We start from the raw sequence: 25290 nt of genomic DNA on the forward strand, positions 1-25290 counted from the left end.
AGCATCTGAATTCAGTAAGGGGTCTTGAGAAAATAGTGGAAAGGATGGATGCATGCTCATGCTCAGGGAGCGAAACAAATTCAAAATCAGACACCATATCTCTGGACGCCTGCGCCTGAGGGTCCCGGCGATCCGGTTCTCTCAGGAGCGCGGCGGCGCTTTGCAGAACTGGCTTTGCGCGCAGCCAGGTGTCGTGAGCGCGGAGGCCCGGCCCAGGAGCGGCAGCGTCATCTTGCTCTTTGATCCTCATGAGGTGGAAGCCGGCGCTGTCTTGGATCTTGTGTCCAAAGCCTTGTCTGGAGCCCTTCGGCCCACTTTATTCAAGGCACTCCCCGCTTCTTTGAACAGCGTTCCCTTGTCTGACCACGCTGCCTGCGGTCTGGAGTGCAAGGTTTGCCATCCGATACCCAGGACCTTAAAGCGTCGGTCGCTGACAGGGCGACTGGTGGAGGTGGTGGCCATCACCGCCTTTGTAGGCTACACCCTCATCCGCCGATTGGTCTTCAAACTGCCCCTGTCCCAGGGTCCCCTGTCACTCGTGGCCGGTGTTGCCCTGGTCGCGGCCATTCCCCTGTTCCGTCACGCCCTGGAAGACCTCAGGCAGGGAAAAGCCATGAGCCTCTTCCCTTTTCTGGCCGGGACCTGTGTCCTCGCTATCGGGTTGGGGGAGGCCATGACGGCCCTGGAGGTGATCTGGATCCTTCGTGTAGGCATGCTGCTGGAGGATTATGTGGCCGAGCAGTCCCGCCGGGCCATCAGTGAGATCCTCCAGGTAGCGACCAAAGATACGTATATCCTGGTCGACGGCGTGGAAGTTCAGGTCCCGGTGGATCAGGTTCAAAAGGGAGATCTCCTGGCTGTTCATACCGGCGAAAAGATCCCGGTGGATGGGTTGGTGGAGCATGGAGAGGCCATGGTGGACGAGGCCCACATCACCGGAAGGGCAGAACCGGAGCTGCGCAGGACCGGGGACCGGGTCTTTGCCGGCACCATTGTTCAAAAAGGGGTCATTGTTGTTTCAGCGGAAAAGGTGGGGGACGACACCTATCTCTGCCGCATTCTCCACATGGTGGAAGACGCCATCGAAAACCGCGCCCCGGCTGAAAAACAGGCGGACATTCTGGCCGGCCGGCTCTTCCGGTTGGGCACCTTTGCCACCTTGACGACCCTCCTGCTGACTGCGGATCCCTTTCGCGCCTTTACTGTGATGCTGGTCATGGCCTGTCCCTGCGCCACGGTCCTGGCGGCATCCACGGCCGTGAGCGCGGCGCTGGCCAACGCGGCACGCAACCACATTCTGATCAAAGGCGGTCTGCATCTCGAGACAGTGGGAAAGGCCGACTGCTTCTGCTTTGACAAGACCGGCACCATCACCGCAGAGGTCCCTGAGGTGATCGAGGTGATTCCACGGGCGCCCAGACAGACCGAGGCCCAGGTTCTGGCAACAGCCGTGATCGCCGAGATCCACAACGAGCATCCCATGGCCAGAGCCGTGGTCAATGCCGCAAAACGCCATGGCATTACGCCAGCACCCCATGCGGAATGTGAATTTGTCCTGGGTCGCGGCGTTACGGCCAGGACCAACGGGGACGTCATCCTGGTGGGGAACGACCGTTTCATGAAGGAGCATCGTGTACCGATAAACTATTTCAAGGCAAGGGCCCATAAGCAGATACTCGAGGGAAACACGGTCCTGTATGTGGCCAAAAATGGAAAGCTCCAGGGCATGATCGTGGTGGCCAACGGGGTCAGGCCCAATGCAAAGCCGGTTCTGGACTGGCTCCGGAAGGACGGTGTCTCATCGCTGTATCTTGGCACCGGAGACACCCGGCCTGTGGCCGGAGCGATTGCCCGATCCCTCGGATTCGACGACTTTCGGGCCGAATTGCTGCCCGAAGACAAGGCCTACTATGTGGAGCGTTTCGAGCACGATGGTAAACGGGTCGTGATGATCGGCGACGGAGTCAATGACGCCCTGGCCCTGTCCAAGGCCACGGTGGGCGTGGCCATGGGGGCTGGAGGGGCTGAGGTGGCCATCGAGGCGGCCGACATCGCCCTGGTGGACAGCGAACTGGAGCGTCTGGTCACTCTGCGGCAGCTCAGCCATAAGACCCTGAGGACCATTGAGCAGAACTACTATCTCGCCACCTTCACCAATGTCCTGGGAATCGCCCTGGGCGCAGCAGGGCGGCTGACCCCTGTCATGGCCGGCATGCTGCATATCGTGCATACGTTAGGGATTCTGCTCAATTCGAGTCGGCTGTTGAACTGGAAAGCATCCGGGTTGCCGCAGGATGCAGAGACCGAGGGAGAATGAATGAAAGCCATTGACGACATGAAGGATGAACTAATCATTGCAGGTCTCATGAGCATTGTGCCGCATGCGGTCATTGCCCATCATATTCCCGGCAGGATCCGTTTGAAGATCTCCCTGGAAGGCCTCGAGGCCGTCAACGGCACCCTTACAGCCGACAATCCCATACAGATTCCCGGCATCTTGAGCACACGGGTTAACAGGTTCGCTCGATCCATCATCATCGATTATGACGATAAAAGGATACCGTATGACCTGTGGGAGCGTGTGGGTCATATCAGCGGACGGACAGAAGAGACAGCCGATGTGGTGAAGCAACTCAGGGCTGTGTTGGCCGATGAAGGCTGATTCATTTCCATCCGGAAATGGTCTTTTTTGCCAATCTCGGCGTCAATCTGCGCATTTGCTTGTGCGGCGACCACCAGGTGTCCTCCGTGCAAACGCTTGATTTCCTTGATATTGGCTAAAAATCCTCATTTCCGGATTGGAAACTGGGTTGTACCGGGAAATCATTTCCGGATGGATCCTGATTAGGATTACATACGCTCCAGGAAATGCCCTTGAAAATCTTTGAACGTGTACAAAACCCCAAACGAGAGAGGAGGTCATAATGGAAGCAAGCATTGGAATCCAACCTCAAAATGGTGGGCAGATGAGCGGCCCGCCTGCCTATAGCCAGGCCGGAGGCGTGGCGATGGCCGAGGCCCAGGGGGGACAAATCCCCTTTACCCAGGGCCAACCACAGTCTGGAGGGCCTATGATGAGCGGGGGGGGCGCTGTGAATCCACCCGGCCAGGCGGGCGGCGCTGAGGAGTCATGCTCATGCAGTGAACATGAAACCCATGCACCGGCCGGATCGGGGCAGGTCCCTGGCGACCCAGGCCCTTCGGGTCCAACAGGCGCGAATCCCGGGGCCATGGGCTCTCCCGGCATGAACCCGGGACCTTCGGGCATGAATGCAGGACAGCCTGGATCGCAGGGCGCGTGGCATCCTGGCAACCCGCCCTATTCACCGGGGACCATGGGAAACCCCGGACCTTCCGCGGGACTGTTTTTCCAGCCAGGTCAGGCGCCATGGTCCTTCCCGGGCCCAGGGCAGATGGGGCCTCAAGCCGGGGGCTATCCTGGTCAGGGGCCACAGCCCCCGTTTCCACCCCACTATACGGCAGCTCAGAATCAACCACCGTATCAACCTTGGAGCCAGCCTGCTACGGGCCCACAGGGATTCGGGCCGTCCACAGGCCCTCACACGGGGCCCATGATACCGGGTCAAGGTGGCGGTTACATGGGTGCGGAAGCCCATCATATTTATCACGACGAGAACCGTTTCGGTCAGATGGCCGAGATGGTCGGTCGCTTCCTCAAGGGCGAGGCCACCACTGCAGATATGGTCAACGGCCTGTTCAGCCTCAACCTCCGGAATGACCAGTTCTGGAAGGGGGCCCTGCTGGGCGCCGTAGCGGTTTTCATTCTTGACAGCGATGCGGTTCATCAGGGTTTAGGCAAGTTTTTCGGGAGGAAGTCTTCAGATACCGACGTGGCGAGTGCGCCTGCTGAGAAAACCACCCAGAAGAAATCCAAATAGACAGGAAGTCGCGTTTCGCCTCAACATAGAAAGGAGTTCACCATGCCAAATCATTCCAATCACCCCCATGCCCTTCAGCAGTCTTCATATGCCGCGGCGGTCCCATCCGCCTATATGGCCCCCAACTATTACGTGTCCGCGGGTATCCTCGGGACGGTCGTGGGCGGCAGCGCGGCCCTTGCCGCGAACCTGCACAAGGTCCAGGACAACGAAATGACCATGAAGGAGGCCTTCGTGGACAGTCTTGCCAAGGGCGCCGGCGCCGGGGTTGCGACAGCCGCAGCCACCGCCGTGGTTTCATCCGTCCGCCTCGGCTCGTTCACGTCTTTCGTCCTGATGGTGGCCACGGCCACGGGTGTGGGGTATGTGTTGAATTCTGTTGGAAAGTCCGTTTCCGCAAAGGCCTCGGGGGCCGCAAAGAAGGGGACGTTTGTTTCAAAAGAAATGTAATGGCTCGATATCCCGAGGGAACATCAAATGCTTACGCACGGATTCCTTAAAGGAGTTTACGCGTCAGGTTTTTTTCGCAAAGAAAAGAAAGGAAGGATTTTATGTCAGCACATCATCATCCCGCTTATTCAGGTCCTGGCGTTCACCCGGGGGCCACGGACGCTCCGATGAACCTGGCTGCCGCCTATGACGGGGGCGTTTACCACCAGGCTGCAGGACAGGGGCCGCTCCCTTATGACGCCTACGGACAAGTTGAGGGGTATCCGGCCGCCGGTTATGCGGCCACAAGCTATCCCCAGGCACAGCCATATCCTTCTTCTACCTTTCTGGGCCTCAATTTTCGGGACCAGCAGTTCTGGAAAGGGGCCATCCTGGGCGCAGCCGTCACCCTGCTGCTGACCAGTGAATCCATGCAGAAGGGGATCATCAAGGGCGTTGCCAAACTGTATGGTGCGGTCCAGGGAGGCATTCAGGAGATCAAGGAGAAATTTGAAGACGTTCAGGCGGAAATGCAGCAGGAAGGCGAAAAGAAATAGGCGAAGAACCATGGATAAGGCTGCGGTAAAGGAGATCACCAAATCAGGGATGGCCGTCTCCCTGGGTGTCCTTGCCTGGACGGCCCTGGGAAAAGGCCGCCGTAACTGGGTGTTGCACAGTTGGGCCGGCATTGCCCTGGTCGGGTTTTGCGTGTGGCATTACAATATCTATCAGCCGCATGGAAAAGGACATTCATCACACAGAAAGGAGTAGGATCATGCCAGTGCCGCTTTTTTCCCATCCGATTGGATGGCTGATCCTCGGCGCTGTCGGGTACCTGATCTACAGGTCCGGCAAGAAGGCGGGAGGAAAAGGGGTGGAAGACAGGGATGAGAACAAGCCGGTGAAACAGAAAGACGCATAGTTGTTTTTTCCCGTCCACGTGTCGATCGACAGGCGAGGGCGCCGGCCGTATGGTGAGGACGGAAGGCTCGAATCGAGCGCCGGTGGGTGTCCTCTGCCCTTTTTCAGGAGTGGTAACCCGGTTACAGGGTGTTGGAGTATGTTCCTCCCAAGCGTCATCAGCCGGCCTCTGGTTCCCAAGTTCCCGAACTCCGTCAGCCGACGTCTGATTCCCGAACTGCAGCTTGGGTACCCATTTGCTCGGGGAAGCTCCGTCTTCCCGTCATTTGTGCAAACAGTGGCCCATGGATCGATACAGACGGATTAGCACTTATCTCGAACCTGAAATCATCACGGGGCAGGGACAGGATGAAAGGCCATGACAGAGGGAGAACACCTACCAAGATACCGACTGCAAGTCGTTCACGATGTACCGGGCAGAATACGGATTCGTAGCCCGTATTTATGCGATCCGTTTCTGGATACGCGTTATTTGGAGGCCTTCCTGCAGGCGGTTCCCGGCGTGGAAAGGGTTCGGTTGAACAAACCGGCCGCCTGCGTGGTGGTTCGTTATGATGACGGGGCCAGCACCCGGAAGAAGATTCTCGATGTCTTGGAATGTCCCCCCGGGGAGATCCATTGCCAAACGTACGATTTTTCCCATCCCCCGGACCTGACCAAGACCATCCGGGTGGCCATCTCACTGGTGCTTGCGCCGTTCTTACCCATGCGCCTCCGGGCGCTCCTGACCTGGTTCACGGCGCTGCCGATCCTGGTCAAGGGCGCCGACGCCATTCTCAACAAGGGCATCACGGTTGAGGTCCTGGATGCCGGGGCTGTCACGTTTACCCTGCTGCGGCGGGACTACTTCTCGCCCACCGCCATTGTCCTGTTGCTGACCTTCGGGGATTATCTGCAAGAACTCACCGAGTACAAATCCAACCGCCTGCTCCTGAGCCTCTATAAACATGAGGTCGAATGGGTATGGATTGAAGTGGACGGCGTAGAGACACGGTTTCCCATGGAGGACGTAAAAGTGGGGGATATCGTCGTCTGCGGGCACGGGGAACTCATTCCCGTGGACGGGATAGTGGTGGAGGGGGCCGCCGCGGTCAATGCCAGTTCCATCACAGGAGAACCCCTGCCTGTGGATGCGACGTCGGGAACCGAGGTCTTTTCGGGTACGGTGATCGAAGAGGGTCGCATCAAGATCAGGGCCATGCGGGTCGGGCCCGAATCCACGACAGCCAAGATCAGCCAATACATCGAAAAATCGCTCAAGATCAAATCCCGGGTGCAGACCGAGTCGGAAACCCTGGCCAACCGCCTGGTACCGCTGACCTTCGGGATGGGGCTTTCTATCTTTGGCGTCACCGGAGACATCCGGCGTGCCTCGGCCGCCCTCACCGTGGATTACTCCTGCGCCCTGAAACTGTGCAGTCCCGTGGCGGTCAAGACCGGCATGAACTCGGCTGCTCAGGGGGGGCTGGTGATCAAGGGTGCCTCCGCGTTGGAAACCTTTTCAAAGGTCGATACCTTTGTGTTTGACAAGACCGGCACGCTCACCCGGGGATCTCCGGAGGTGACGGACATTGTCTCCTTCAATGGGTGCAACCAAAAGGAGGTGCTGGCCCTGGCCGCTTCTGCGGAAGCGCACTACAAGCATCCCATGGCCTCTGCTATTGCGGCGGCGGCAAAGGAACGGGGCGTGCCGTTCATTGAAGCCGGCGAATGCGATTTTATCGTTGCGCATGGGGTTTCCGCGTTTGTGGGTTCCCACGAGGTGTTGGTGGGAAACCGTCACTTTGTGGCTGAAGACGAGGGGATTGACTGCAACGTGGGCGATGAAAGTGCCAGGGCGCTTCATGCCGAAGGAAAATCGACCCTTTATGTTGCAAAGGACCGCGAATTGGCCGGATTGATTGCCATTCGCGACGTGATTCGGCCCGAGGCGGATGCGGCCCTTCGCCGGCTCAAATCTCTGGGAATCCAGCATCTGGTAGTGCTCACAGGCGATCAGAAAGAGGCGGCCCAGGCCCTCGAACGGGCATTGCCCATTACAGAGATTCACTGGAACCTCCTGCCCGAGGAAAAGGCCGTCATCCTTGAGAGGCTCAAGGCCGAAGGCCGCTCGATTGCGTTTGTCGGCGATGGCGTCAACGACGCGCCGGCCCTGATTCGAGCGGATGTGGGGGTTTCCATGCCCGGCGGTGCGGACCTGGCCAGAGAATCGGCCCAGGTGCTCCTGTTGAAGGAGGACTTGATGACCCTTCCCTTTGCCCGGGAGATCTCCCAGCGTGTCATGAGCGTCCTGCGAAACAACTTCCGTTTGACCGTGGGAATCAACAGCGTGGTGTTGCTCATGGCGCTCTCCGGGGTGGCGTCTCCATTAGGAGCAGCGATCCTTCACAACGGCAGCACCATTGGACTTCTGGCCTATGCCCTGCGCGCGACCACTCTGAGGCCGCAAGGGGAATTGGAAGGACTTCGAGCAATGGCGCAGATTTGATCCAGTGGGGGGGGTGTAAACCCGGACGCGCTTTTTAACGGAGAATCATAATCATGGTGAACCTTGAAGAAGCCGATGCAGGTGACGTTTTACGTCTCGTGCGTATAGGGAACAGCCATCTGGCACATGACCTGAGTCGCATCGGTCTGGAACCGGGAAGCAAGCTGGTCAAATTCCCAAAGGAGGAAATTGAGCGGCGATCGGTACGCGTGGCATGTCCCGACGGAAACCATCGGATTCTGGGAGGCGGTATGAGCGCCAAGGTCGTTATCGAGAGGTCGGATGGTTCCAAGACGCCGCTGTCGCAGATGGAACCCAGGGAGCAGGGCAAGATCGACGCCCTCACGGGAGGCCCCGTGCTTCGTAATACCCTGAAGACCCTCGGCTTTTCGATCGGAGACACCATTCGTCTCATTCGTTTGCTGCCCCCCATGGAGTACATTGCAGTAGTGGACAAACAGAAGCATGTCCACCTTCAGGAAGGCATTGCATCCAAGATATGGGGCGTTTCAGAGGGCGCAGAAAAGCAGTTCACATCTGCTGGAAAATGGAAAGAATTCTCGGTTATGAAGCTCCTGGGGGGCGCCAGGGCCAAGGGGTATCTGGAAAACCTCCATATCAGCCCCGGCACAAGCCTGGTTCTCATCGATATTGAGCCGGGCAAGCGCATTGCCTACGGGCCTCAGGATCATCTCGCCATCGAAACCATGGACGGCCTGCGAATCCATCTCGGCCCCAATGAGGCCAAGACGATTTATGTCGAAAAAGTCTAGTTTCCATCCGGAAATGGTCTTTTTTACCAATCTCGGCGTCAATCTGCACATTCGCTTGTGCGGCGACCACCAGGTCGCCTCCGCGCAAACGCTCGATTTTCTTGATATTGGCAAAAAATACTCATTTCCGGATTGGAAACCGGGTTGTACCGGGAAATCTTTTCGGGATGATCTAGGAGGGTGTCGGGGAAGTCTGCATTGCTGCAGCTCCTCCTAACGTTGGCATGTGAAATCAGTACATTACTAGTAGATATCAATAGGCCGTTTTTTCAAGTCCCGTGAATGGAGATGAAAAGGCAATGCAGGCGCTGACGGAAGTGGTTTCTGGAAAACCCGTGAGCCTCGTGAGTATTCAAGGCGGGAGGCAGTTGCGGGCAAGACTCTGCAACATGGGGCTGGTGCCGGGCGCCCGTTTCACGGTGCTCAACGGAAATGGTGGTGGGCCCGTTATAATCAAGGTCAAGGAGACCCGCCTGGCCATCGGTCGCGGCATGGCCCGGAAGATGATGGTGGAATAGGCCTTACAGACTGACACACAGATGGTTTTGCCTTTCGCCATACGCACCGTGAGCGTAACAGGTCTGGATCATATCTGGAGAGGTCGCGATACCGAAATCCGAATCCCGCCGGAGGAACCCTGAGAAAGGCTGCGATGAGATGTACGGGTTTCCCATGGGGAATGATGGGCTTGGACTGAAAAGGAAGATGTTCATGAGCGTGAAAAAGCAGTACATGAAGAAAAAGCCATTGTGCAAAGTCACCTTCAGGCTGAATAAGAAGCAAGCCAGGCATGCCAGGACGGTCCATGTCGTCGGTGATTTTAATGGCTGGGATACCGGTGCCACACCTATGGTGAAGCTCAAAAGGGGTGCATTCAGTGTAATAGTTGACCTGGAAAAAGGCAGGGAATATCAGTTTCGCTACCTTCTAAACGGTACAGACTGGGTGAATGATTCCGGGGCTGATCACTATGTGACAACGCCCTATGGGGACGAGAACAACTGCGTCATTGTCGTTTAAGGATCCTTTATGGAGTAACGCATCGGAAATCGGATATCCTGCGAAAACTGTGAAAGCGGATCGCCAGGCCGCCTGATTGTGGTGGCTCTGTTTACAGGTATATTTCCGCACATGTCTGCACGCCGAGGATGACACGTCGTGAGAGTCGGTGGTCGGTCCACCCCCCCCTCTTGGAGGTGAGGTAGAACTCCAGCCCCACATAATGGTAGTGGCTGCCGTTGAGGATGGTCTCCGGCACAAACGAAAGACATACCGGAAAGCGTTCATCGAAGGCGAGAGGTTTGGCTTCGGTATTCGGCATGATCTTGAAAAGACGGACGTTTGGGGGGAACCGAAGGTTCTTTCCTGATGACGGAGTTAGCGCGTTCTCCATCGCGTTCAAGCACGCCGTTTCCGCGCAAAAAATATCCGCGCTCCACACTCCTTCACTGTACCCGTAATGAAGGTCAAGCAGCAGATTGAACCGGCCGCGGGCCTTTTTGCCGATGCCCTTATAGAGATCGTACAGATCGGCCAGTCGTTCGGACTTAAGGTGGTGGAGGCTGCGTTGGTTGCTGATTCCATTTTCGATGCGAACGATTTCCATGCCCCTTTTCGGGAGGCCTTTGACTGTTCTTTCACCAAGAGAAAGTTCCTCCCGATGGACGCCGATGATGATGCCTGTCTTGAGCATGAATGTTTCTTTCTTGATACCCATGCGACCTTTGGGGCGTCGCTGCCCTTGTTGGGTAGTTTATAACAGAACCGAAATCAAAAAAACACCCTCTATTTTTAGAATATCCTATAAAAGTTGTACAGATCTAACAAATATTCATTGACAGAACAATGGTGGTTCCTTAAGATACCCATACTTTGAGACGAAAGAAGACCTCGAGGAGAACTTGCGATGCATATGCCAATGAGAAAAATGCGAAGACAGCAGAAAGGCCGCATTTCTGCGGTGAAGGCACGCGGTGAAATCGGTCGGCGGATACGAGACATGGGCCTTGTCCCTGGAACGGATTTCACCATCGTTGGACGGGCTCCTTTGAGGGATCCCGTAGCCGTGCGTATGAAGGGGTTTACCCTGACCCTAAGAAACAGCGAAGCGGACTATATCGAATGCGAAACGGAGGATTAGGTCTGTGAGTGAAACCATTCGAGTGGCCGTGTCGGGTCAGCCCAATTGCGGCAAGAGCACCATGTTCAATGCCATCACCGGCTCCACGGCCCGGGTGGGCAACTATCCCGGCATCACGGTAGATCGTCTGGAAGGCGCTTATCTCATGGGGGACACCCGGTTCAGGCTGGTGGACCTGCCCGGCACCTATTCCCTCTCAGCCTATTCCATGGAAGAGGTGGTCGCCCGGGACGTGATTGTGGATGAACGTCCGGATGTGGCTATCAATATGATGGATGCTACGGCCCTGGAGCGAAGTCTTTACCTTGTGGTTCAGCTTATTGAAATCGGTGTGCCGTTGGTGCTGGGGTTGAATATGATGGATCAGGTCCGGAAGAAGGGCATTCGGATCGACACCGAAAAGCTGGCAACGCTGCTGAAGGTCCCGGTGATAGAGTGTGTGGCGCGCATCGGTGAGGGTAAAGACAAACTGATGAAAGCGGTCAAAAGCGTTGCTGAAAAAACAAGGGGGAAATGGTCTCCGCTCAAGATTTCCTACGGACCGGACCTGGACCCGGCTGTGGAGGAATTGACCCGCCGCATCGAAGCGACGGGTTTCATGACCGACCGGTACAATGCCAGATGGCTGGCTGTAAAATACCTGGAACAGGATGAACAAATCCTCAAAGCAGGGGAAAAGGCCGGCCCCCTTGGCGCGGAGCTGGAAACCTACGTGAACCAGGTGACCGAACGCCTGGAAAAGGGAAAGGGGATGTATCCGGAGGCAATCATCGCAGATTGCCGGTATGCCTTCATCAACTCCATCTTGAATCAGGGCGTGGTTTCAAGGACAAGTGAGCTTTCCCTGGATGCATCGGACAAGGCCGACCGGATCCTGACCCATACGATCATGGGTCCCATCATCATGGTGGGCGTTCTGCTGGTACTGTTTTATGTCACCTTCAACATCGGCGCCTATCCGCAGGGGTGGGTGGAAGCGGGATTCGGCCTTCTGGGCGACCTTGGGACTTGGCTGATTCCCGAAGGGATGGTGCAATCCCTGGTGGTATCCGGCATTATCGATGGCGTAGGCGCGGTGTTGAGCTTTACGCCGCTCATTTTGATCATGTTTTCTCTCCTGGTTTTTCTCGAAGACCTGGGCTACATGGCCCGGGTGGCCTACATGGCGGACAAGGTGTTCAAGATCTTCGGACTCCACGGCGCCTCGGTTATGCCCCTGATCATTTCCGGCGGGCTGCCCGGCGGGTGCGCCGTGCCGGGCGTCATGGCGGCCCGGACCCTCAGAAGCCCCCGTGAACGGCTGGCCACCATCTTCACGGCCCCCTTTACGGTGTGCGGCGCCAAGACAACGGCCTATGTAATGCTCATTGCAGCCTTTTTCCCTACCCACCCTACTACAGCCATGTTCGCCGTGGTGATGGCTTCCTGGTTTTTCGTGCTGGTGGTCTCCAGAATCCTTCGAAGCACCGTCATTCGCGGTCCTTCAACGCCCTTTGTCATGGAGTTGCCGCCCTACCGGTTGCCTACCCTTCGCAATGTGGTCATTCACACCTGGGACCGGGTTTGGCAGTACATCAAGAAAGCGGGAACCGTCATTCTGGGGATTTCTATCCTCATGTGGGTGCTCATGACCTTTCCACAACTGCCGGCAGAACAGGCGGAGCATTTCGAGTCGCTCGAAGCATCGGCCAAAACGGAGATCGCCCGGCAGACTGCGGACAAAAACTTCTCAGCCGCTGAAGGGGAAACGGCCCTCCAGAAAACCCTTGCGGAGATTGCGAATGATGAGGGTGAGGCGGCGCTTCGGTACTCCATGGCCGGCCGGCTTGGCGATGCACTGGAATCCGTCACCCGGTACGCCGGTTTTCCCTGGCAGTCCAATATCGCCCTGATCGGCGCCTTTGCGGCCAAAGAGGTGTTTGTGTCCACCCTTTCCACTGCCTATTCCATGGGGGATGTGGATACGGAGGAGGCCCAAAGCCTCAGCCGGCGAATCGCGGCCGATCCCAACTGGACTATGCCCGGCGTTATTGCGATGATGCTGTTCATGCTGCTGTATGCCCCGTGCATGGTTACGGTCGCGATGATCATTCGGGAGGCGGGAATCCGGTGGGCGCTTTTCTCCGTTTTTGGGTCCATGGCGTTTGCCTTCACCCTGGCCATCGTCGTCTACCAGGTGGGCATGCGGTTCTTCTAAAGGTTCGGCCAGGGATGGGAACTGGATGCCTTGCTCAAGAAGATCCATAACGCCGTGAAACCGGGAGATTTTTTTGTCAGCTTCCAGAATGGCACGACATATGAGCACACCAAAAACAGGAAGATTTTTGGGTAGGTCTGGAGATCCTCATCCAATGCGGCTTTCCAAGGTTTTTGGTTCCGGTGGTTTTTCGGATTGCGGGTTGCGGTTCTAAGCCGCCTTGGATAAGGATACAAAGGAGATAATGATAATCACAAGAACGGAGGGATTAGAAAATGGCAAAGGTTCTCGTACTAAGATACAATAATGGGAAACTTCCCCCATCTGCTCTTACAGATGAGTTTAAACAACAAGTTGGTGCAGCAATGGGGAAATATTTGAAAGAAAACCCGGAGGTCAAGTTCAACGGGCTCTGGGTGAATGAAGAGGGCGTAGGCATTTGCGATTGGGAAGCGCCGAACGCCGAGGCAGTGAAAAGCTTCATTGACGGTGCCGGCGGGACCTATGACGCTATCGTAGCAGTAGAAAAAGTTCTTTGATACGGAGCGGCAGGCTTTACGGGGTGCGGCATCTTTTGCCGCACCCGCTGGAAAGCAAAACGGGCTGTAGTGAAACATGCCCGTCTCTTTGGAACCTGGATAACGAGAAGCGTGATCCGGGAGAAAGATGTTGTCAGGCAGCTCGCGGTCAAAATCCCTGCAGTGAGCGACATACTCAAGACCCTCAATGAACGGGGACTGGTCACTGGAGAGGGCATGGTCCGGAAGATATCATTGTGAAGGAATTTTTTTTTGGGCTTTCAGATAGGAGTTTCTAGCTTTCGTAGAAAGTTAAAAGAAGTGGAAATGACCACCGGTAGGCCCGTCAGCGGGTCTCTCACGTGCGCCGGCCGTGTGGCGGCGTGAAGCAAGTGACGGCGTAACTTGATATGATGCAAAACACCCATAGAATTCCAAGGATGCGCTTTTTTCGCCTTGACAAGTAGAATTGACAAATATATTAGATCCATCTATTGATATTAGAAATTCTTATTCATGACAACGTGCTTCCAGCGGTCCGTATAGAAGAGGCAACATATGAAACCTTCCAGAATTAAGGAGACCCTGAACCGGTTGCTCAAGATCAATCAGCCCGTGTTTATCTGGGGTGCTCCGGGCGTGGGAAAAAGCCAGGTGGTGGCCCAGGTGGCAGAGGGGCAGGGGTATGAATTGAGAGATATTCGCGCCGTCCTTCTGGATCCGGTGGACCTGAGAGGACTGCCATATATCGATGACACCGGCCGCGCATCCTGGTGCCCGCCCGACTTTCTTCCCGTGGAAGGAAGAGGGATTTTGTTTCTGGATGAACTGAACGCGGCGCCGCCTTTGGTACAGGCGGCCTGTTACCAGTTGGTGCTGGACCGGCGTCTGGGCAACTATCGTCTGCCCGACGGATGGTGCATCGTGGCCGCCGGCAACCGGGAAACCGATCGGGCGGTGACCCACCGGATGCCGTCGGCCCTGGCCAACCGATTCGTACATCTCAATTTTCAAGTGGATCTGGAGGATTGGTGCGCGTGGGCCGCGGAAAGCCGGATGGCCCCGGAAGTCATCGCCTTTATACGCTTCCGGCCCAATCTGCTGCATGCCTTCGACCCCCTGAAGGAAGAAAAGGCGTTTCCAACGCCCCGGTCGTGGGAATTTGTCTCCGGCATCCTTTCGTTCGATTCATCCGTGTCGGCCGATTATGAACTGCTGTCAGGGACCGTCGGGGAAGGGGCTGCAGCCGAATTTGCGGGGTTCCAGCGCCTGTTCCACGAACTGCCGGACCTGGATGCCCTTTTGATCCGGCCGGAAACCGCGGAAATCCCCGATGATCCCGCGATCCTGTACGCGGTATGTGAGGCGCTGGCGGGAAAAGCCGCGCCCCATAACATGTCTCAAATGGTCACCTACGCCAAACGGCTGCCCCCGGAATTCAGTGTCCTTCTGGTGAGGGACGCCATTAAGGCTGACAGGGAAGTGGTCCATACCGAGGCCTTTAACGAATGGGCCACCGCTTATTCGGATGTGCTTTTATGAGCCCTCATATGGAAGCGCACTTGAAAATGGTGAAGTGCAGATCCCTGTTGTTGCTGGATCACCCGTTTTTCGGGTCCCTGTCCCTTCGCATGCCCCTGAAAGCGGATCCATCGTGCCAAACCGCCTGGTCCGACGGCCGTGCGCTGGCTTACAATCCCGCTTATGTGGGCGTTTTGCCCCGGGATAAACTGAAAGGCCTTCTGGGCCACCTGGTGATGCATGGCGTCTGCGGGCATTACCGTCGTCGAAGGGACCGGGACCCTGATCAGTGGAATGCGGCCTGTGATTACGCTATTAACTGGATCCTTCTGGAAGCGGGTTTAACCCTGCCGGACGGTTACCTGGACAAATCCGAATGGCGGGGCAAGACAGCGGATGAGATTTTTGGCCTTCTATCTGCCCAAAACAACGATTCCAAGTGGGAGCAAAGAGAGGGGGCGAAAGAACCCCATGAGGGTTCGAAAACCGCGGCCCACGAAGCCGATTCAGGGGATCAGGGGGAAGACCGAGACGGTGATGAAGCGGGTGAGAAGACCAAATCACTCGACACCCGTGTGAAAAACGCCACAAAGAAGGACCACAGGTGTCAAGGGACCGCCGGGGAGTTCGAAAGCTGCGGTGAGATACGCGATCCCCCCGAAACGGACAGCCCCGGGGGAAACATAGAGGCTGCCGAGGACGTGGAGAACCAGTGGAAGATCGCCCTGGCCCAGGCAGCGATGCAGGCAAAATCCATGGGGGATCTGCCCGCCTCCCTGGCAAGAATGATCGATGGCGCGTTGAGCCCGAAGCTTGACTGGCGAAGGCTTCTGGGACGGTTCATCGATGCAAGTGCGCGAAACGATTATGCCCTGATGCCGCCCAACAGGCGTTACCTCCACCGGGGGCTGTATTTGCCGTCCATGCGCAGCGAAGAGCTGCCTGATGCCGTCGTGGCGGTGGATACCTCGGGCAGCGTCTCAGACCGGGAGTTGGCGCAGTTTACCGCGGAACTGGGGGCCATTGTCAGCGATTGTGCCATGACCGTTCACCTCCTGTTTTGTGACACGCGGGTGACCGAAATCCGGAAACTGCATCGAATGGATCTGCCATTTAGGCTGACATACAAGGGTGGCGGTGGCACCGATTTCCGCCCGGCGTTTCAATGGGTCCGCGAGCAGGGTCTGCAACCGCGATACATGATCTATCTGACGGACCTGGCCTGCAATCGTTTCCCGGAGAAACCCGACTTTCCCGTCCTGTGGGCCCACACGGGCCAGGGAGACACAACCCCTCCCTTTGGAGAAGTGATCGAAATCAGATGACATTTGGTGGGAGAACGATATGAACATTCAGTGGGAGATTATCAAAAAGCGGGGACACTTGCGGCCTAAACTGCACTACACCATTGAACTGGAACCCTTTGAAATCAGCCTGGCAGTGCCCAGTGTGACCGTCATCAGTACCATCGCCAAACCGCCGGATGCCTGGCAAAGCCATGTGTACCCCGGCCGCGATGAACGAAGGGACTGGTCCCCCGATATTCATTATGAGCTAACCACGCCGAACCATAAGGACGGTCGCCTCAAAAACGTGCTGACACTTCCCTTTCGTGAAAGTAACGCATACCCGGAAGTTGAATCGTCCTTTTCACTGCTGCGGGCCTCTTATGAAGAAGCATTGGTGACCGCTTACCGAAACACCGCCTTTGAAATCAGGGGGGAACTGGGGATGAGCCCGGAAACAAAGCGGGAAATCGCGCCGGTCGTGCTGGCGGAAAAGCTCCTGAACTGCTTTGGCGGCATGGCCCCATTTTGCCCTTGACCCAGAATTTGAGTGGTGGATTTCCTATCTTCCACCGTATTGGATACCCTGCCCCGAATGATCCGAGCATTGCACAAAAGGTGCGACAATGGACGCGATAAGCATGACGAAATCCGTCGGCTGCTTTCTTTTGGCGGGCCTGTTCGAGATCGGAGGAGGGTACCTCGTCTGGCTGTGGTTGCGAGAGGGAAAATCCATCGCCTGGGCGGGTCTCGGGGCGATCATTCTTGTGCTGTACGGGGTGGTGCCAACTCTCCAGCCGGCTCATTTTGGACGCGTCTACGCAGCGTATGGCGGTGTGTTCATCGCGTTTTCGATTCTATGAGGATGGAAAATCGACGGGATAGCGCCGGATCGCTTCGATATTCTCGGGGGTATTGTGGCGCTTGCGGGTGTCGGGATGATGATGGACTGGCCAAGGGATTAGACCGTCACTCAGGTGGCGATTTCCAATTCTTCACAGGCCGGTGATTGCAGCACGAGACGGCATACGGGGAATGCTGAATGCCGCAGTGAAGAAACAGAGGCGTTATGTCTGCAAAAACGTTCCTGATCAGGGGTGTGGTGGCGCTGGTGGCGGTGCTCTGTCTTGCCTGCCACGGGTGGACGGGCTTTGCCGTTCTCCAGTGGTTTGGCCTCCTCTCCTATGCCGTCTGTTTTGCCATGTACATGAAGGCGCTCGTCCTTTCGCTTTTCCGAACCCGGCGGGTAACCGCGGATCTTCTGGTCGTAACGGTCATGGTGGTCTCCTTCCTGGCCGGGCAGCCGCTCAGCGGGGCGCTGGTAGCGTGGTTCATCAGCATGGGCCTTGCCATATCATTTACCATCATTGAAAGAACAAGGCGGAAAATCGAGGGCCTGACAAAGAGCAAGGATAAGATAGTCCGGGTGGTGAGAAACGAAACGCTCATGGAGTTGTCCGTTGAAGATGTCCGCCCCGGGGATCTGGCCATTGTCCCGCAAGGGGAGATGATACCGGTAGATGGGGAGATCGCGGAGGGGTCTTCTTCTGTTGACGAATCGGTCATTACGGGCGAGCCTTTTCCCGTTTTCAAAAGTCCCGGGGACCCGGTTACGTCCGGATCCGTTACCCTGACGTCGCCACTCAAGGTGAAGGTCGCAAAGGCGGGTGACAAGGGTTTCCTGTATGTCATGGCCAAAGAGATCGAGGCATCGCTGGGCATCAAGCCCAAAATGCACCAGACCGCGGACAGAATTGTTCAGGTCTTCATTTCCGCTGTCGTTTTGTATGCCGTGGGCGTGTTCCTTTTTGCCGGGGGCCTGACCGGGGATTTTATCACAGGCCTTGTGCGAATGGCTGCGGTTACGGCTGTGGCATGCCCTTGTGCGTGGGCCCTGTCCGTGCCCACGGCCTTTGCCTCGGCCATCGGTGGTCTGAGCGGCCGCGGCATCCTGGTTCGCGGAGGAACACCCCTGGAACTCGCGGGCCGGGCATCTTATGTGGTTCTGGACAAGACCGGAACAATCACCTCGGCCAACCCTAAGGTCGGAGAAATCAAGTCCTATGGCATTCCCCAAGACGAACTGCTTCAGACGGCAGCCTCCGTTGAATCCGTGTTCACCCACCCTATCGCCGGCGCCATTGTCGCGTATGCCTCGGAAAGGAACATCCCACCGTTGAGAGTGGAAGGCGCCCAATACCTCTCGGGCCTGGGTGTAAAGGGATCCATTGGCGGTCGTGAGGTCGTCATGGGTCAGGCCGAGACCCTGAAGGCCATGGGAATAGCTGTACCTTCGGACATCCGGATGCAAGGGCGTGCCATATGGATTGGCTTGGATAAAAAGGTTGCGGGTGTCCTGGCCATCCAGGATGAGCTTCGGGACTCGGCCCGGGGCCTTGGTCCGGCACTTAGACGCATGGGAATACAAAAGGTCGTTCTGGCCACAGGCGATCAGGAAGAGGCCGAGGCCCGCCGGGTGTCCGAACTCGTAGGCGCAGATGAACACCGATGGGGCCTGCTGCCCGCGGACAAGACCACACTGGTGAGGGAATTGAGCGCTCGAGGAGTCACGGTGATGGTGGGCGATGGGATCAATGATGCCACATCGCTGGCCGAGGCGGATGTGGGTATTTCCTTGGGGCGCGCCAAGGCCGACCTCGCCATAAAGTCCTCCGATATCATCGTACTGAGGGACGATGTATCCAGCCTTCTGACCATCATCCACAAGGGTAAGAAGCTCATTCGCATCATCCGGGAGAACTACGCCTGGGCCATCGGCTTCAACACCGTGGGCATTGCCCTGGCCACTGCGGGATTCCTGAGTCCGTGGCTCGCTGCCCTGTTTCACCACATCAGCTCTGTGTTGGTGGTGCTCAACTCCGCTCGGCTGGTCCGTGACGAAGACAAAATCGTCAACATCTGACAAACGCCTCACAATAGTCAAATGGGTTGGTCCAGAACTTCCCTCATGGAAACGCGGAACAAAACCGCTGCGTGGTTCCAGTATATGATTTAGCCTTGATAACAATAGGTTGAGCTTAAAATTGCACCTAGTGCCGAAAAAGCTTGACAAACCCGATTTCGCGGTATAATTAGCTACTCGAAAATAGATTAGCGCCCTAAAATTTAAATAGGTGCACCTTACGTTTTTCGGCCTTTTTCAGGCGCGAAAGAAGTGAAGACGCAATTCTCTGGAGGATGAGCGGCCAGGTTGCGTCTTTTTTTTGGGGGGGATACTCCTTCTCATCGCAACGCTAATGGGACGATATTGGTTATGGTCACGGAGCCGGGCCTTTCTGTCCTTTTGCGGTTTGGGGCATCCGGTCCGGCTTTCTACCGGTTTATCCGCCGGCCGATCACGTGCCCTCCCGATGAACAGAACCACTTGCTGCACTCTCGGTTTTGGCCAATTTCTTTTGTTCAAGAGGCAAAGGCAGGATTCAGGAGTTCGGAAAGGAGAATTCGATCAGATGCTGAAAAGACTGAAGGTGCCGTTCATGGAGGAAACAGGGTATGCCGATGAACAGAAGGCCCGAGCCGGTCGGCGAGGGCGATTGCACCCGGCTCAATGGGGGGAATCCAGAAGAGGAGGGAATTGCCGAGGACGAAGGAGGGGTTCGCCGGGGCAGAAATGGGGTCATATCTGAAGAGAGGCCTCGCATAGCGGATTGTCAGTGCAGGCACACGGCCAAGGTCTCGGCACGAGAGGGATATTCAATGAACCCCTTGCAGATGATGGAGCTGATCGAGGCCTTGAGGGCCGAAAACGATTCATTGAAACGGAACTATGCGGCAGTGGTTGAACGGGAACAGGAGTACCACAATTTCTTTGAGAGCACCCGTGACGCCATTGTGGTTTTCAACCGTGAATTGCGGTTGATCGAGGCCAATCCGGCCGCCGTTGGCCTGCTTGGATACCTTTCGGAGAAGGATATGAGAGGTATTCCCATAGAGAGCATCTTTGGCGATCCCACTGTCCTGGATCAATTGCTCAAGGTGCTGTTGTCAACCGGAAAGATCGAAAACCTTGAGACGACGCTTTGCTGCAAAGCCCGAGACCGTCGATGGCCTGTGGTCATCGGGAGCGGATTTGTTCATCTGGACAGGAAGGAACAACCCAAACACTTTGAGTTTGTATTCACCGATATTTCCAAGCGAAAACAGGCAGAAGAGGAGATTCGGGAAAAGGAGGCCCTGTACCGAAGCATCTACCAGGGAATGAGCGTCGGGGTGGCGAGGGTCTCGCTCGGTCTTACCATTCTCAGTGCCAATACGGCCTATTGCCGGATGTTAGGGTCACTCGAGGAGGATCTCGTCGGCCGAAACGTGCGCGACATCATCCATCCCGATATGGTAGAGGAAACGCTACAAAAGGGAGAAGGACTCATTCACGACAAGAGGGCTCATTTCCATCTGGAAGAGCGATTTGTGCACAAGCAAGGACATGTGGTACATGCAATTCTGGATGTCAATGTGATCCACGATGCCAAAGGAAAGCCGTCTTATCTCCTGTGCTGCGTGGTGGATATCACCAGGCGCAAGGAGCTGGAGGCACGACTCCTGGAGTCGCAGAAACTGGAGGCCGTCGGCACCCTGGCCGGCGGCGTCGCCCACGATTTCAACAACCTCCTGATGGGAATTCAGGGACGCATATCGCTCATTTCCGTTGACCTGCCCGCGATCCACCCCGCTCAGGAACATATCCGTGTGATTGAGACGCACATAGGAAGTGCAAAGAGACTTACCTATGAGCTGTTGGGTTTCGCCCGAGGAGGCAAATATGAGTTGAAACATGTCGATATGAAGGACCTGGTTCAAAATACTGCGAGCATGTTCGGGCGGACCAAAAAGGAACTCCAGATACATACCCGATTGGATGATGTCCCCATGGTGATAGAAGCCGATGCCAATCAGATAGAACAGGTCCTTTTGAATCTGTACATCAATGCCTGGCAGGCCATGCCAGAGGGCGGCGAGTTGTTTTTGGATGCCCGAGTCATTGCGCCGGACGACCACTTTTGCGATCTCTATCAGACACCCCACGGCCCCTATGTGACGGTTACCGTCAGGGATACCGGAGTGGGCATGGACGAAGTCACCCTCAAGCGGGTCTTCGACCCCTTTTATACCACCAAGGAGAAGGGCCGGGGGACAGGTTTGGGCCTCGCCTCCGCTTACGGTATCATCAAAAACCACGGCGGCGTGATTACGGTCCAAAGTGAACCCTGCGACGGGAGCGCCTTTACGGTTTTTCTCCCTGCATCCAATGCGAAGGCAGTTCATGTTGATTCTGAAAAGACAGAGATGAAACGGGGTTCTGAAACCATCCTCCTGGTGGATGATGAGGAGATCGTCCTCGATGTGGCCCAAACCATGCTGGAACACCTGGGCTATGCGGTTGTGACGGCCAGGAGTGGAGAAGAGGCTGTTGAGACGGTAAAAACTATGGGAAAGGACATCGATCTCGTTATCCTCGATTTCATTATGCCAGGCATGGACGGGGGCAGGACGTTCAATTGTCTCCGCGAAATCAGACCGAACATCCTTGTAATGCTTTCTACCGGGTATGGCGCCAGCGATCGGACGAAGCATATTGTACAGGCAGGGCGAAGCAGGGTCATCCAAAAGCCTTTCTCCATCGAAGAGCTCTCCCTACATGTCCGGACTATTCTGGATGAATGCCGCGATTCCCCATAAACCGGCCGGACATGGGTTCCCATGATGTTGCATCAAGCGAAAAATGCGTGTGACTTTGGAAGAGCAGGAAAAATTGTTGAAAACATTGCCGATGATGCGATCAGGGTAACGGTGAGCATCGAGTTGTGCACCCTCAACGGAGATATCCATGACCCTGAAGAATTGGTAAGGGCCGCGCGGACATGGCACCGTCCCGGGCAAAACAGGAGGGACGCGAACGTGTGTGCGTCTACAGCCCCCGATGGTACCCCCACGATAACATCTCTAAAAGATGAGTCTCTGATTCAGATCCCCGATCTGGTTGTTTTGATGGCGAGACACATCAGGAACCGTCCGCCCGGGGCAGAATTTTGGGCCGTTCAGCCCACGAAGGACACCCTATGAAATCAATACCCAGATTGGCGGATGATGACCATCCGCTGGTTCGAGAGACAGCGGAAAGACTGGCAGGGGGAGAGGAATCCCCAGGCTGGAGGCTGGAGAAGCTCTTTTACTATGTTCGGGACGGGATCCGCTTCGGCTTTCCCATGGGCGGGGATCTGGTAAAGGCATCCGACACCATTCGGCTTCGGATGGGGCAGTGCAACACCAAGGGCGCCCTGTTTTTAGCGTTGTGCAGGGCCTCTGGTATTCCCGGCCGGATGCACTTCTCCCTTATCAGGAAGGAAATACAAAGAGGCCTTTTTACGGGGATCGGCTATCTGCTGATGCCTTCCCTGATCTCTCATAGCTGGCTTGAGGTGAAGATCGAGGGGAAATGGCGCAGGCTGGATTCATATATCAATGATGAGGCCTTTTTCACCGCAGCCAAGCTGGTCCTCAAAGAAAAGGGATGGGACACGGGCTATTCCATATCATGCGCCAACGGCCGGTGCAGTGCCGATTTCCATATCGATGACGAGCGATTTGTCCAGATGGACGCGGTTGTTGCGGACCAGGGCGTCTGGAAGGACCCTTCTGATTACTATAGGACCGAGGCATACCGAAACAGGCCCGGTTACATAAAGCTATTGCTTTACAGGCTCATGATCAAAAAGGTCAACAATCGGGTAGAGCTGTTGAGATCGACATCTCGCGTGGGGTGTAACCATGGGACTGCGGCATGAGACGCCTATCTGTTTGTTGCAGCCTTACGGTCCACTTTTGGCGCACGCCTCGTTTGCTCCAACTGTAACCATCTGATACCTTTAAGCGACTAAAAGGCACCTACGGAAAGTCGTGCATTTTCCGCATTTGATTCTCGATCCCATATATCGTTGTTTAAAAAAAGCTTGACAAAGGAAATTTCTCGGAGTAGTTAGTTCTGCAAATTAATATTAGAAATGCAAAATAAAATAAGAATGACCTTACGGTATCCGGTTCTTGGACGCGGAGGAAGTGAAGGCGTAATTCTTTGAAGTGAAAGAGGTTGCGTCTTTTTTGTGGGTTGCGTCATAGAAGAGGCCGTTAGATGATTTTTCAATGGAGGCGCCTGAATGGGTGCTAAATCATGTTGAAAGTATGAAAGGAGACAGGCACATGATGCGGGCATTGATCGTTTATGGTTCAACCACCGGGAACACACAAACCACAGCCGAAATGATCGGCGACGTTTTTGAGGAAAAGGGCTGGGACATCGTGATGAAAAACGTTGATGAGACCGCAGTCGAAGAGCTTGCCTGGGATTACGACCTTGTCCTGCTGGGATCGTCCACCTGGGGCGATGACGAGATCGAAATGCAAGAGGACTTCGCCGAGTTCTATGAAAAGATGGATGAGGTATCCCTGAATGGCAAAAAGGCCGCGGCCTTTGGTTGCGGAGACAGCTCCTTTACGCATTTTTGCGGTGCTGTGGACCTCATAGAGGAAAAGGTGGAGGAACTCGGCGGCAGTCTTGTGATAGAATCCTTGAAAATAGACGGCGATCCCAACGATGCGGATGATGATATCAAGGACTGGGCCGCGACCGTTGCGGGTCAGGCCCGATAGGTGCATTAGAAAGGAAACAGGAGGTAGAAATGAAAAGAGCTGCAGTCAGTCTGTTCATGGTTTTGGCGTGCGTGCTGATCACCGTTCCGGCCTCAGCACACACCCTTTGGATTAACCTCTATGAGTCCTTTGCACATCCTCCGGGGCATGCAATCGCCTCTATCGGATGGGGCCATCGGATTCCCTTGGATGACCTGCTCGGTCAGCTTAGCCTGGCATCTTACGAACTGATCGATCCTGAACTGAATCGAACGGCCCTGCCTCTGCCCGCCGTGACAAAAGGGGAAACACTCGAGACCGGTTCGGGGATAGGGGTGTCCGTCGGAGATGCCGGACTCAGGAAGTTGGGCCTGACCGATAAGGCTGCCCCCGGCACATACCAGGTCGCCCTTGCATCGGCCGACAACTTCTACTCAACGTACCTGGATGAAAAGGGTGTGAAAAAGTGGGCTCCCAAGCCCATGAACCAGGTGGAAGGGGCAAAGAAAGTGCTGGCCGGCATGAAATACAAATCCTATGCCAAGGCCTTCTTTACGGTGGGGGCGAAATGGACGGCCCCCGAACCCCTGGGAAACGACCTCGAGCTGATGCCCCTGACCGATCTGAGCCGTGTGCATGTGGGGGACATGGTTTCCTTTGAGGTGAGTCTCATGGGAAAGCCCCTTACCACTATGCCCGAAAAGGGCCTGGAATATATCACCGCCACCAGCAACACGTTCGGGGGGCCGGACGGCTTTTTCCTGGCCGCCATGCTCCATAACGGCAAGGGCTCGTTTCGCATGCCCACAGCAGGACAATGGGTGGTCAACGTATACACGAGCTGGGATGTGGATCCGGCAAAGGACCCGAAGTCGCTGGTTGAAAAATGCACCAAGGTGTTCTATGCGGGAACCATCAGCTTTGATGTCAAACCATAGCGAAGAACCGGATTCGAATGGGAGATCTCTTCATGAGTGTCAAGAAAAAGTACCTCAAGAGAAGGCATCTGTGCAGGGTCACGTTCAGGCTGGACAAAAGACAGGCCAAATCCGCCAAGACCGTCCATGTTGTGGGCGAGTTCAACGACTGGGATGTCTCTTCCACTCCCATGAAAAGACTGGGAAAAGGTGAATTCAACGTGGTGATTGATCTTCAAAAGGGCAGAGAATATCAGTTTCGCTATCTTCTTGACGGCACGGATTGGCTGAATGATTGCGACGCCGATGGGTATGTTTCTACGCCCTATGGGGATGCCGAAAATTCCGTAGTGGTTGTTTAACCCCGGCTTCAGACGCAGGATTGCTCTGATCTGTGAAACGCCGGCTTCTATGTTGAAAACGGAGTGCTCCCCATCTTGGAGACACCCCGTTTTGGCCGCGTTTACGCTGTATATGGTGGGCGTTTCTATGGCCTCCCCGGTCCAAAACAAACTCTTTTGAAATTGTTGCCTTACAGGGGCATGGTCGACAGAACC

Annotated in this window: 26 protein-coding genes and 1 pseudogene; 26 read left to right on the forward strand and 1 reads right to left on the reverse strand. The window is 55.7% G+C overall.

The window, feature by feature from the left end; all coding sequences use genetic code 11:
- Positions 1-52 precede the first annotated feature (52 nt).
- From ACZ500_RS04325 to ACZ500_RS04380, 12 genes are all read left to right on the forward strand, one after another.
- On the forward strand, positions 53-2317 hold the full coding sequence (locus ACZ500_RS04325) for a heavy metal translocating P-type ATPase (RefSeq protein WP_464231303.1): 2265 nt from the start codon (positions 53-55) through the stop codon (positions 2315-2317).
- Positions 2318-2662: a hypothetical protein gene (locus ACZ500_RS04330; RefSeq protein ID WP_464231304.1), complete on the forward strand. Its 345-nt coding sequence runs from the start codon at positions 2318-2320 to the stop codon at positions 2660-2662.
- A 937-nt stretch (positions 2663-3599) separates the two neighbouring features.
- The gene (locus ACZ500_RS04335; protein WP_464231305.1) at positions 3600-3899 is read left to right on the forward strand and encodes a hypothetical protein; all 300 of its coding nucleotides are present in this window, start codon (positions 3600-3602) and stop codon (positions 3897-3899) included.
- Positions 3900-3941: 42 nt separating this feature from the next.
- Positions 3942-4349: a hypothetical protein gene (locus ACZ500_RS04340; RefSeq protein WP_464231306.1), complete on the forward strand. Its 408-nt coding sequence runs from the start codon at positions 3942-3944 to the stop codon at positions 4347-4349.
- 167 nt (positions 4350-4516) lie between these two features.
- Positions 4517-4885, forward strand: a complete 369-nt coding sequence (locus tag ACZ500_RS04345) for a YtxH domain-containing protein (protein WP_464231307.1) — start codon at positions 4517-4519, stop codon at positions 4883-4885.
- 10 nt (positions 4886-4895) lie between these two features.
- A complete protein-coding gene (locus ACZ500_RS04350; RefSeq protein ID WP_464231308.1) occupies positions 4896-5099 on the forward strand; it encodes a hypothetical protein in 204 nt (67 codons plus the stop codon).
- A 4-nt stretch (positions 5100-5103) separates the two neighbouring features.
- The gene (locus ACZ500_RS04355) at positions 5104-5250 is read left to right on the forward strand and encodes a hypothetical protein (protein WP_464231309.1); all 147 of its coding nucleotides are present in this window, start codon (positions 5104-5106) and stop codon (positions 5248-5250) included.
- Positions 5251-5607: 357 nt separating this feature from the next.
- Positions 5608-7737 carry a heavy metal translocating P-type ATPase gene (locus ACZ500_RS04360; protein WP_464231310.1) on the forward strand — a complete coding sequence of 710 codons (2130 nt, stop codon included), beginning with the start codon at positions 5608-5610 and terminating at the stop codon, positions 7735-7737.
- A 53-nt stretch (positions 7738-7790) separates the two neighbouring features.
- Positions 7791-8510, forward strand: coding sequence for a FeoA family protein (locus tag ACZ500_RS04365; protein ID WP_464231311.1), 720 nt, complete (start codon positions 7791-7793; stop codon positions 8508-8510).
- Between the two features lie 13 nt (positions 8511-8523).
- Complete coding sequence (locus ACZ500_RS04370) at positions 8524-8727, forward strand: hypothetical protein (protein ID WP_464231312.1); 204 nt, start codon at positions 8524-8526, stop codon at positions 8725-8727.
- A gap of 82 nt (positions 8728-8809) precedes the next feature.
- On the forward strand, positions 8810-9028 hold the full coding sequence (locus tag ACZ500_RS04375; RefSeq protein ID WP_464231313.1) for a FeoA family protein: 219 nt from the start codon (positions 8810-8812) through the stop codon (positions 9026-9028).
- A 193-nt stretch (positions 9029-9221) separates the two neighbouring features.
- Positions 9222-9530, forward strand: coding sequence for an isoamylase early set domain-containing protein (locus ACZ500_RS04380; protein ID WP_464231314.1), 309 nt, complete (start codon positions 9222-9224; stop codon positions 9528-9530).
- A 91-nt stretch (positions 9531-9621) separates the two neighbouring features.
- Here ACZ500_RS04380 and ACZ500_RS04385 read toward each other — a convergent pair whose 3' ends face one another.
- Positions 9622-9831 carry a hypothetical protein gene (locus ACZ500_RS04385; RefSeq protein WP_464231315.1) on the reverse strand — a complete coding sequence of 70 codons (210 nt, stop codon included), beginning with the start codon at positions 9829-9831 and terminating at the stop codon, positions 9622-9624.
- 138 nt (positions 9832-9969) lie between these two features.
- Between ACZ500_RS04385 and ACZ500_RS04390 the strand changes: the two genes are divergently transcribed.
- The 14 genes and pseudogenes from ACZ500_RS04390 to ACZ500_RS04455 all read left to right on the forward strand — a co-directional run bounded on the left by ACZ500_RS04390 (position 9970) and on the right by ACZ500_RS04455 (position 25095).
- Positions 9970-10269 (forward strand): hypothetical protein, encoded by a 300-nt coding sequence (locus ACZ500_RS04390; protein WP_464231316.1) that lies wholly within the window; start codon positions 9970-9972, stop codon positions 10267-10269.
- Between the two features lie 147 nt (positions 10270-10416).
- On the forward strand, positions 10417-10650 hold the full coding sequence (locus tag ACZ500_RS04395) for a FeoA family protein (protein ID WP_464231317.1): 234 nt from the start codon (positions 10417-10419) through the stop codon (positions 10648-10650).
- A gap of 4 nt (positions 10651-10654) precedes the next feature.
- A complete protein-coding gene (gene feoB / locus ACZ500_RS04400) occupies positions 10655-12847 on the forward strand; it encodes a ferrous iron transport protein B (RefSeq protein WP_464231318.1) in 2193 nt (730 codons plus the stop codon).
- Positions 12848-13122: 275 nt separating this feature from the next.
- A complete protein-coding gene (locus ACZ500_RS04405) occupies positions 13123-13386 on the forward strand; it encodes a nickel-binding protein (protein ID WP_464231319.1) in 264 nt (87 codons plus the stop codon).
- A 537-nt stretch (positions 13387-13923) separates the two neighbouring features.
- Entirely contained in the window at positions 13924-14907 is a 984-nt protein-coding gene (locus ACZ500_RS04410; protein WP_464231320.1) for a MoxR family ATPase, read from the forward strand.
- Positions 14904-16211 (forward strand): vWA domain-containing protein, encoded by a 1308-nt coding sequence (locus tag ACZ500_RS04415; protein WP_464231321.1) that lies wholly within the window; start codon positions 14904-14906, stop codon positions 16209-16211. Before ACZ500_RS04410 ends, ACZ500_RS04415 begins: the two co-directional genes overlap by 4 nt.
- 19 nt (positions 16212-16230) lie before the next feature.
- Complete coding sequence (locus ACZ500_RS04420; protein ID WP_464231322.1) at positions 16231-16710, forward strand: hypothetical protein; 480 nt, start codon at positions 16231-16233, stop codon at positions 16708-16710.
- 88 nt (positions 16711-16798) lie between these two features.
- Positions 16799-17137, forward strand: a pseudogene (locus tag ACZ500_RS04425) (YnfA family protein).
- Positions 17138-17241: 104 nt separating this feature from the next.
- Positions 17242-19095, forward strand: a complete 1854-nt coding sequence (locus ACZ500_RS04430; RefSeq protein WP_464231323.1) for a heavy metal translocating P-type ATPase — start codon at positions 17242-17244, stop codon at positions 19093-19095.
- A 794-nt stretch (positions 19096-19889) separates the two neighbouring features.
- Positions 19890-21869: a hybrid sensor histidine kinase/response regulator gene (locus ACZ500_RS04435; protein ID WP_464231324.1), complete on the forward strand. Its 1980-nt coding sequence runs from the start codon at positions 19890-19892 to the stop codon at positions 21867-21869.
- Between the two features lie 380 nt (positions 21870-22249).
- Positions 22250-22975 carry a transglutaminase-like domain-containing protein gene (locus ACZ500_RS04440; protein WP_464231325.1) on the forward strand — a complete coding sequence of 242 codons (726 nt, stop codon included), beginning with the start codon at positions 22250-22252 and terminating at the stop codon, positions 22973-22975.
- A 412-nt stretch (positions 22976-23387) separates the two neighbouring features.
- Positions 23388-23837, forward strand: coding sequence for a flavodoxin (locus ACZ500_RS04445; protein WP_464232993.1), 450 nt, complete (start codon positions 23388-23390; stop codon positions 23835-23837).
- A 29-nt stretch (positions 23838-23866) separates the two neighbouring features.
- A complete protein-coding gene (locus ACZ500_RS04450; protein WP_464231326.1) occupies positions 23867-24754 on the forward strand; it encodes a DUF4198 domain-containing protein in 888 nt (295 codons plus the stop codon).
- A 32-nt stretch (positions 24755-24786) separates the two neighbouring features.
- Positions 24787-25095 (forward strand): isoamylase early set domain-containing protein, encoded by a 309-nt coding sequence (locus ACZ500_RS04455; protein WP_464231327.1) that lies wholly within the window; start codon positions 24787-24789, stop codon positions 25093-25095.
- Positions 25096-25290 lie beyond the last annotated feature (195 nt).

This window comes from Desulfatiglans parachlorophenolica (assembly GCF_055394735.1).

What these genes read in the sequence shown, in the direction of transcription:
- ACZ500_RS04325 (WP_464231303.1), top strand. Translation starts at nt 53, where the DNA reads ATGCTCATGCTCAGGGAGCGAAACAAATTCAAAATCAGACACCATATC.
- ACZ500_RS04330 (WP_464231304.1), top strand. Translation starts at nt 2,318, where the DNA reads ATGAAAGCCATTGACGACATGAAGGATGAACTAATCATTGCAGGTCTC.
- ACZ500_RS04335 (WP_464231305.1), top strand. Translation starts at nt 3,600, where the DNA reads ATGGGTGCGGAAGCCCATCATATTTATCACGACGAGAACCGTTTCGGT.
- ACZ500_RS04340 (WP_464231306.1), top strand. Translation starts at nt 3,942, where the DNA reads ATGCCAAATCATTCCAATCACCCCCATGCCCTTCAGCAGTCTTCATAT.
- ACZ500_RS04345 (WP_464231307.1), top strand. Translation starts at nt 4,517, where the DNA reads ATGAACCTGGCTGCCGCCTATGACGGGGGCGTTTACCACCAGGCTGCA.
- ACZ500_RS04350 (WP_464231308.1), top strand. Translation starts at nt 4,896, where the DNA reads ATGGATAAGGCTGCGGTAAAGGAGATCACCAAATCAGGGATGGCCGTC.
- ACZ500_RS04355 (WP_464231309.1), top strand. Translation starts at nt 5,104, where the DNA reads ATGCCAGTGCCGCTTTTTTCCCATCCGATTGGATGGCTGATCCTCGGC.
- ACZ500_RS04360 (WP_464231310.1), top strand. Translation starts at nt 5,608, where the DNA reads ATGACAGAGGGAGAACACCTACCAAGATACCGACTGCAAGTCGTTCAC.
- ACZ500_RS04365 (WP_464231311.1), top strand. Translation starts at nt 7,791, where the DNA reads ATGGTGAACCTTGAAGAAGCCGATGCAGGTGACGTTTTACGTCTCGTG.
- ACZ500_RS04370 (WP_464231312.1), top strand. Translation starts at nt 8,524, where the DNA reads ATGGTCTTTTTTACCAATCTCGGCGTCAATCTGCACATTCGCTTGTGC.
- ACZ500_RS04375 (WP_464231313.1), top strand. Translation starts at nt 8,810, where the DNA reads ATGCAGGCGCTGACGGAAGTGGTTTCTGGAAAACCCGTGAGCCTCGTG.
- ACZ500_RS04380 (WP_464231314.1), top strand. Translation starts at nt 9,222, where the DNA reads ATGAGCGTGAAAAAGCAGTACATGAAGAAAAAGCCATTGTGCAAAGTC.
- ACZ500_RS04385 (WP_464231315.1), bottom strand. Translation starts at nt 9,831, where the DNA reads ATGCCGAATACCGAAGCCAAACCTCTCGCCTTCGATGAACGCTTTCCG.
- ACZ500_RS04390 (WP_464231316.1), top strand. Translation starts at nt 9,970, where the DNA reads ATGAAGGTCAAGCAGCAGATTGAACCGGCCGCGGGCCTTTTTGCCGAT.
- ACZ500_RS04395 (WP_464231317.1), top strand. Translation starts at nt 10,417, where the DNA reads ATGCATATGCCAATGAGAAAAATGCGAAGACAGCAGAAAGGCCGCATT.
- ACZ500_RS04405 (WP_464231319.1), top strand. Translation starts at nt 13,123, where the DNA reads ATGGCAAAGGTTCTCGTACTAAGATACAATAATGGGAAACTTCCCCCA.
- ACZ500_RS04410 (WP_464231320.1), top strand. Translation starts at nt 13,924, where the DNA reads ATGAAACCTTCCAGAATTAAGGAGACCCTGAACCGGTTGCTCAAGATC.
- ACZ500_RS04415 (WP_464231321.1), top strand. Translation starts at nt 14,904, where the DNA reads ATGAGCCCTCATATGGAAGCGCACTTGAAAATGGTGAAGTGCAGATCC.
- ACZ500_RS04420 (WP_464231322.1), top strand. Translation starts at nt 16,231, where the DNA reads ATGAACATTCAGTGGGAGATTATCAAAAAGCGGGGACACTTGCGGCCT.
- ACZ500_RS04430 (WP_464231323.1), top strand. Translation starts at nt 17,242, where the DNA reads ATGTCTGCAAAAACGTTCCTGATCAGGGGTGTGGTGGCGCTGGTGGCG.
- ACZ500_RS04435 (WP_464231324.1), top strand. Translation starts at nt 19,890, where the DNA reads ATGAACCCCTTGCAGATGATGGAGCTGATCGAGGCCTTGAGGGCCGAA.
- ACZ500_RS04440 (WP_464231325.1), top strand. Translation starts at nt 22,250, where the DNA reads ATGAAATCAATACCCAGATTGGCGGATGATGACCATCCGCTGGTTCGA.
- ACZ500_RS04445 (WP_464232993.1), top strand. Translation starts at nt 23,388, where the DNA reads ATGATGCGGGCATTGATCGTTTATGGTTCAACCACCGGGAACACACAA.
- ACZ500_RS04450 (WP_464231326.1), top strand. Translation starts at nt 23,867, where the DNA reads ATGAAAAGAGCTGCAGTCAGTCTGTTCATGGTTTTGGCGTGCGTGCTG.
- ACZ500_RS04455 (WP_464231327.1), top strand. Translation starts at nt 24,787, where the DNA reads ATGAGTGTCAAGAAAAAGTACCTCAAGAGAAGGCATCTGTGCAGGGTC.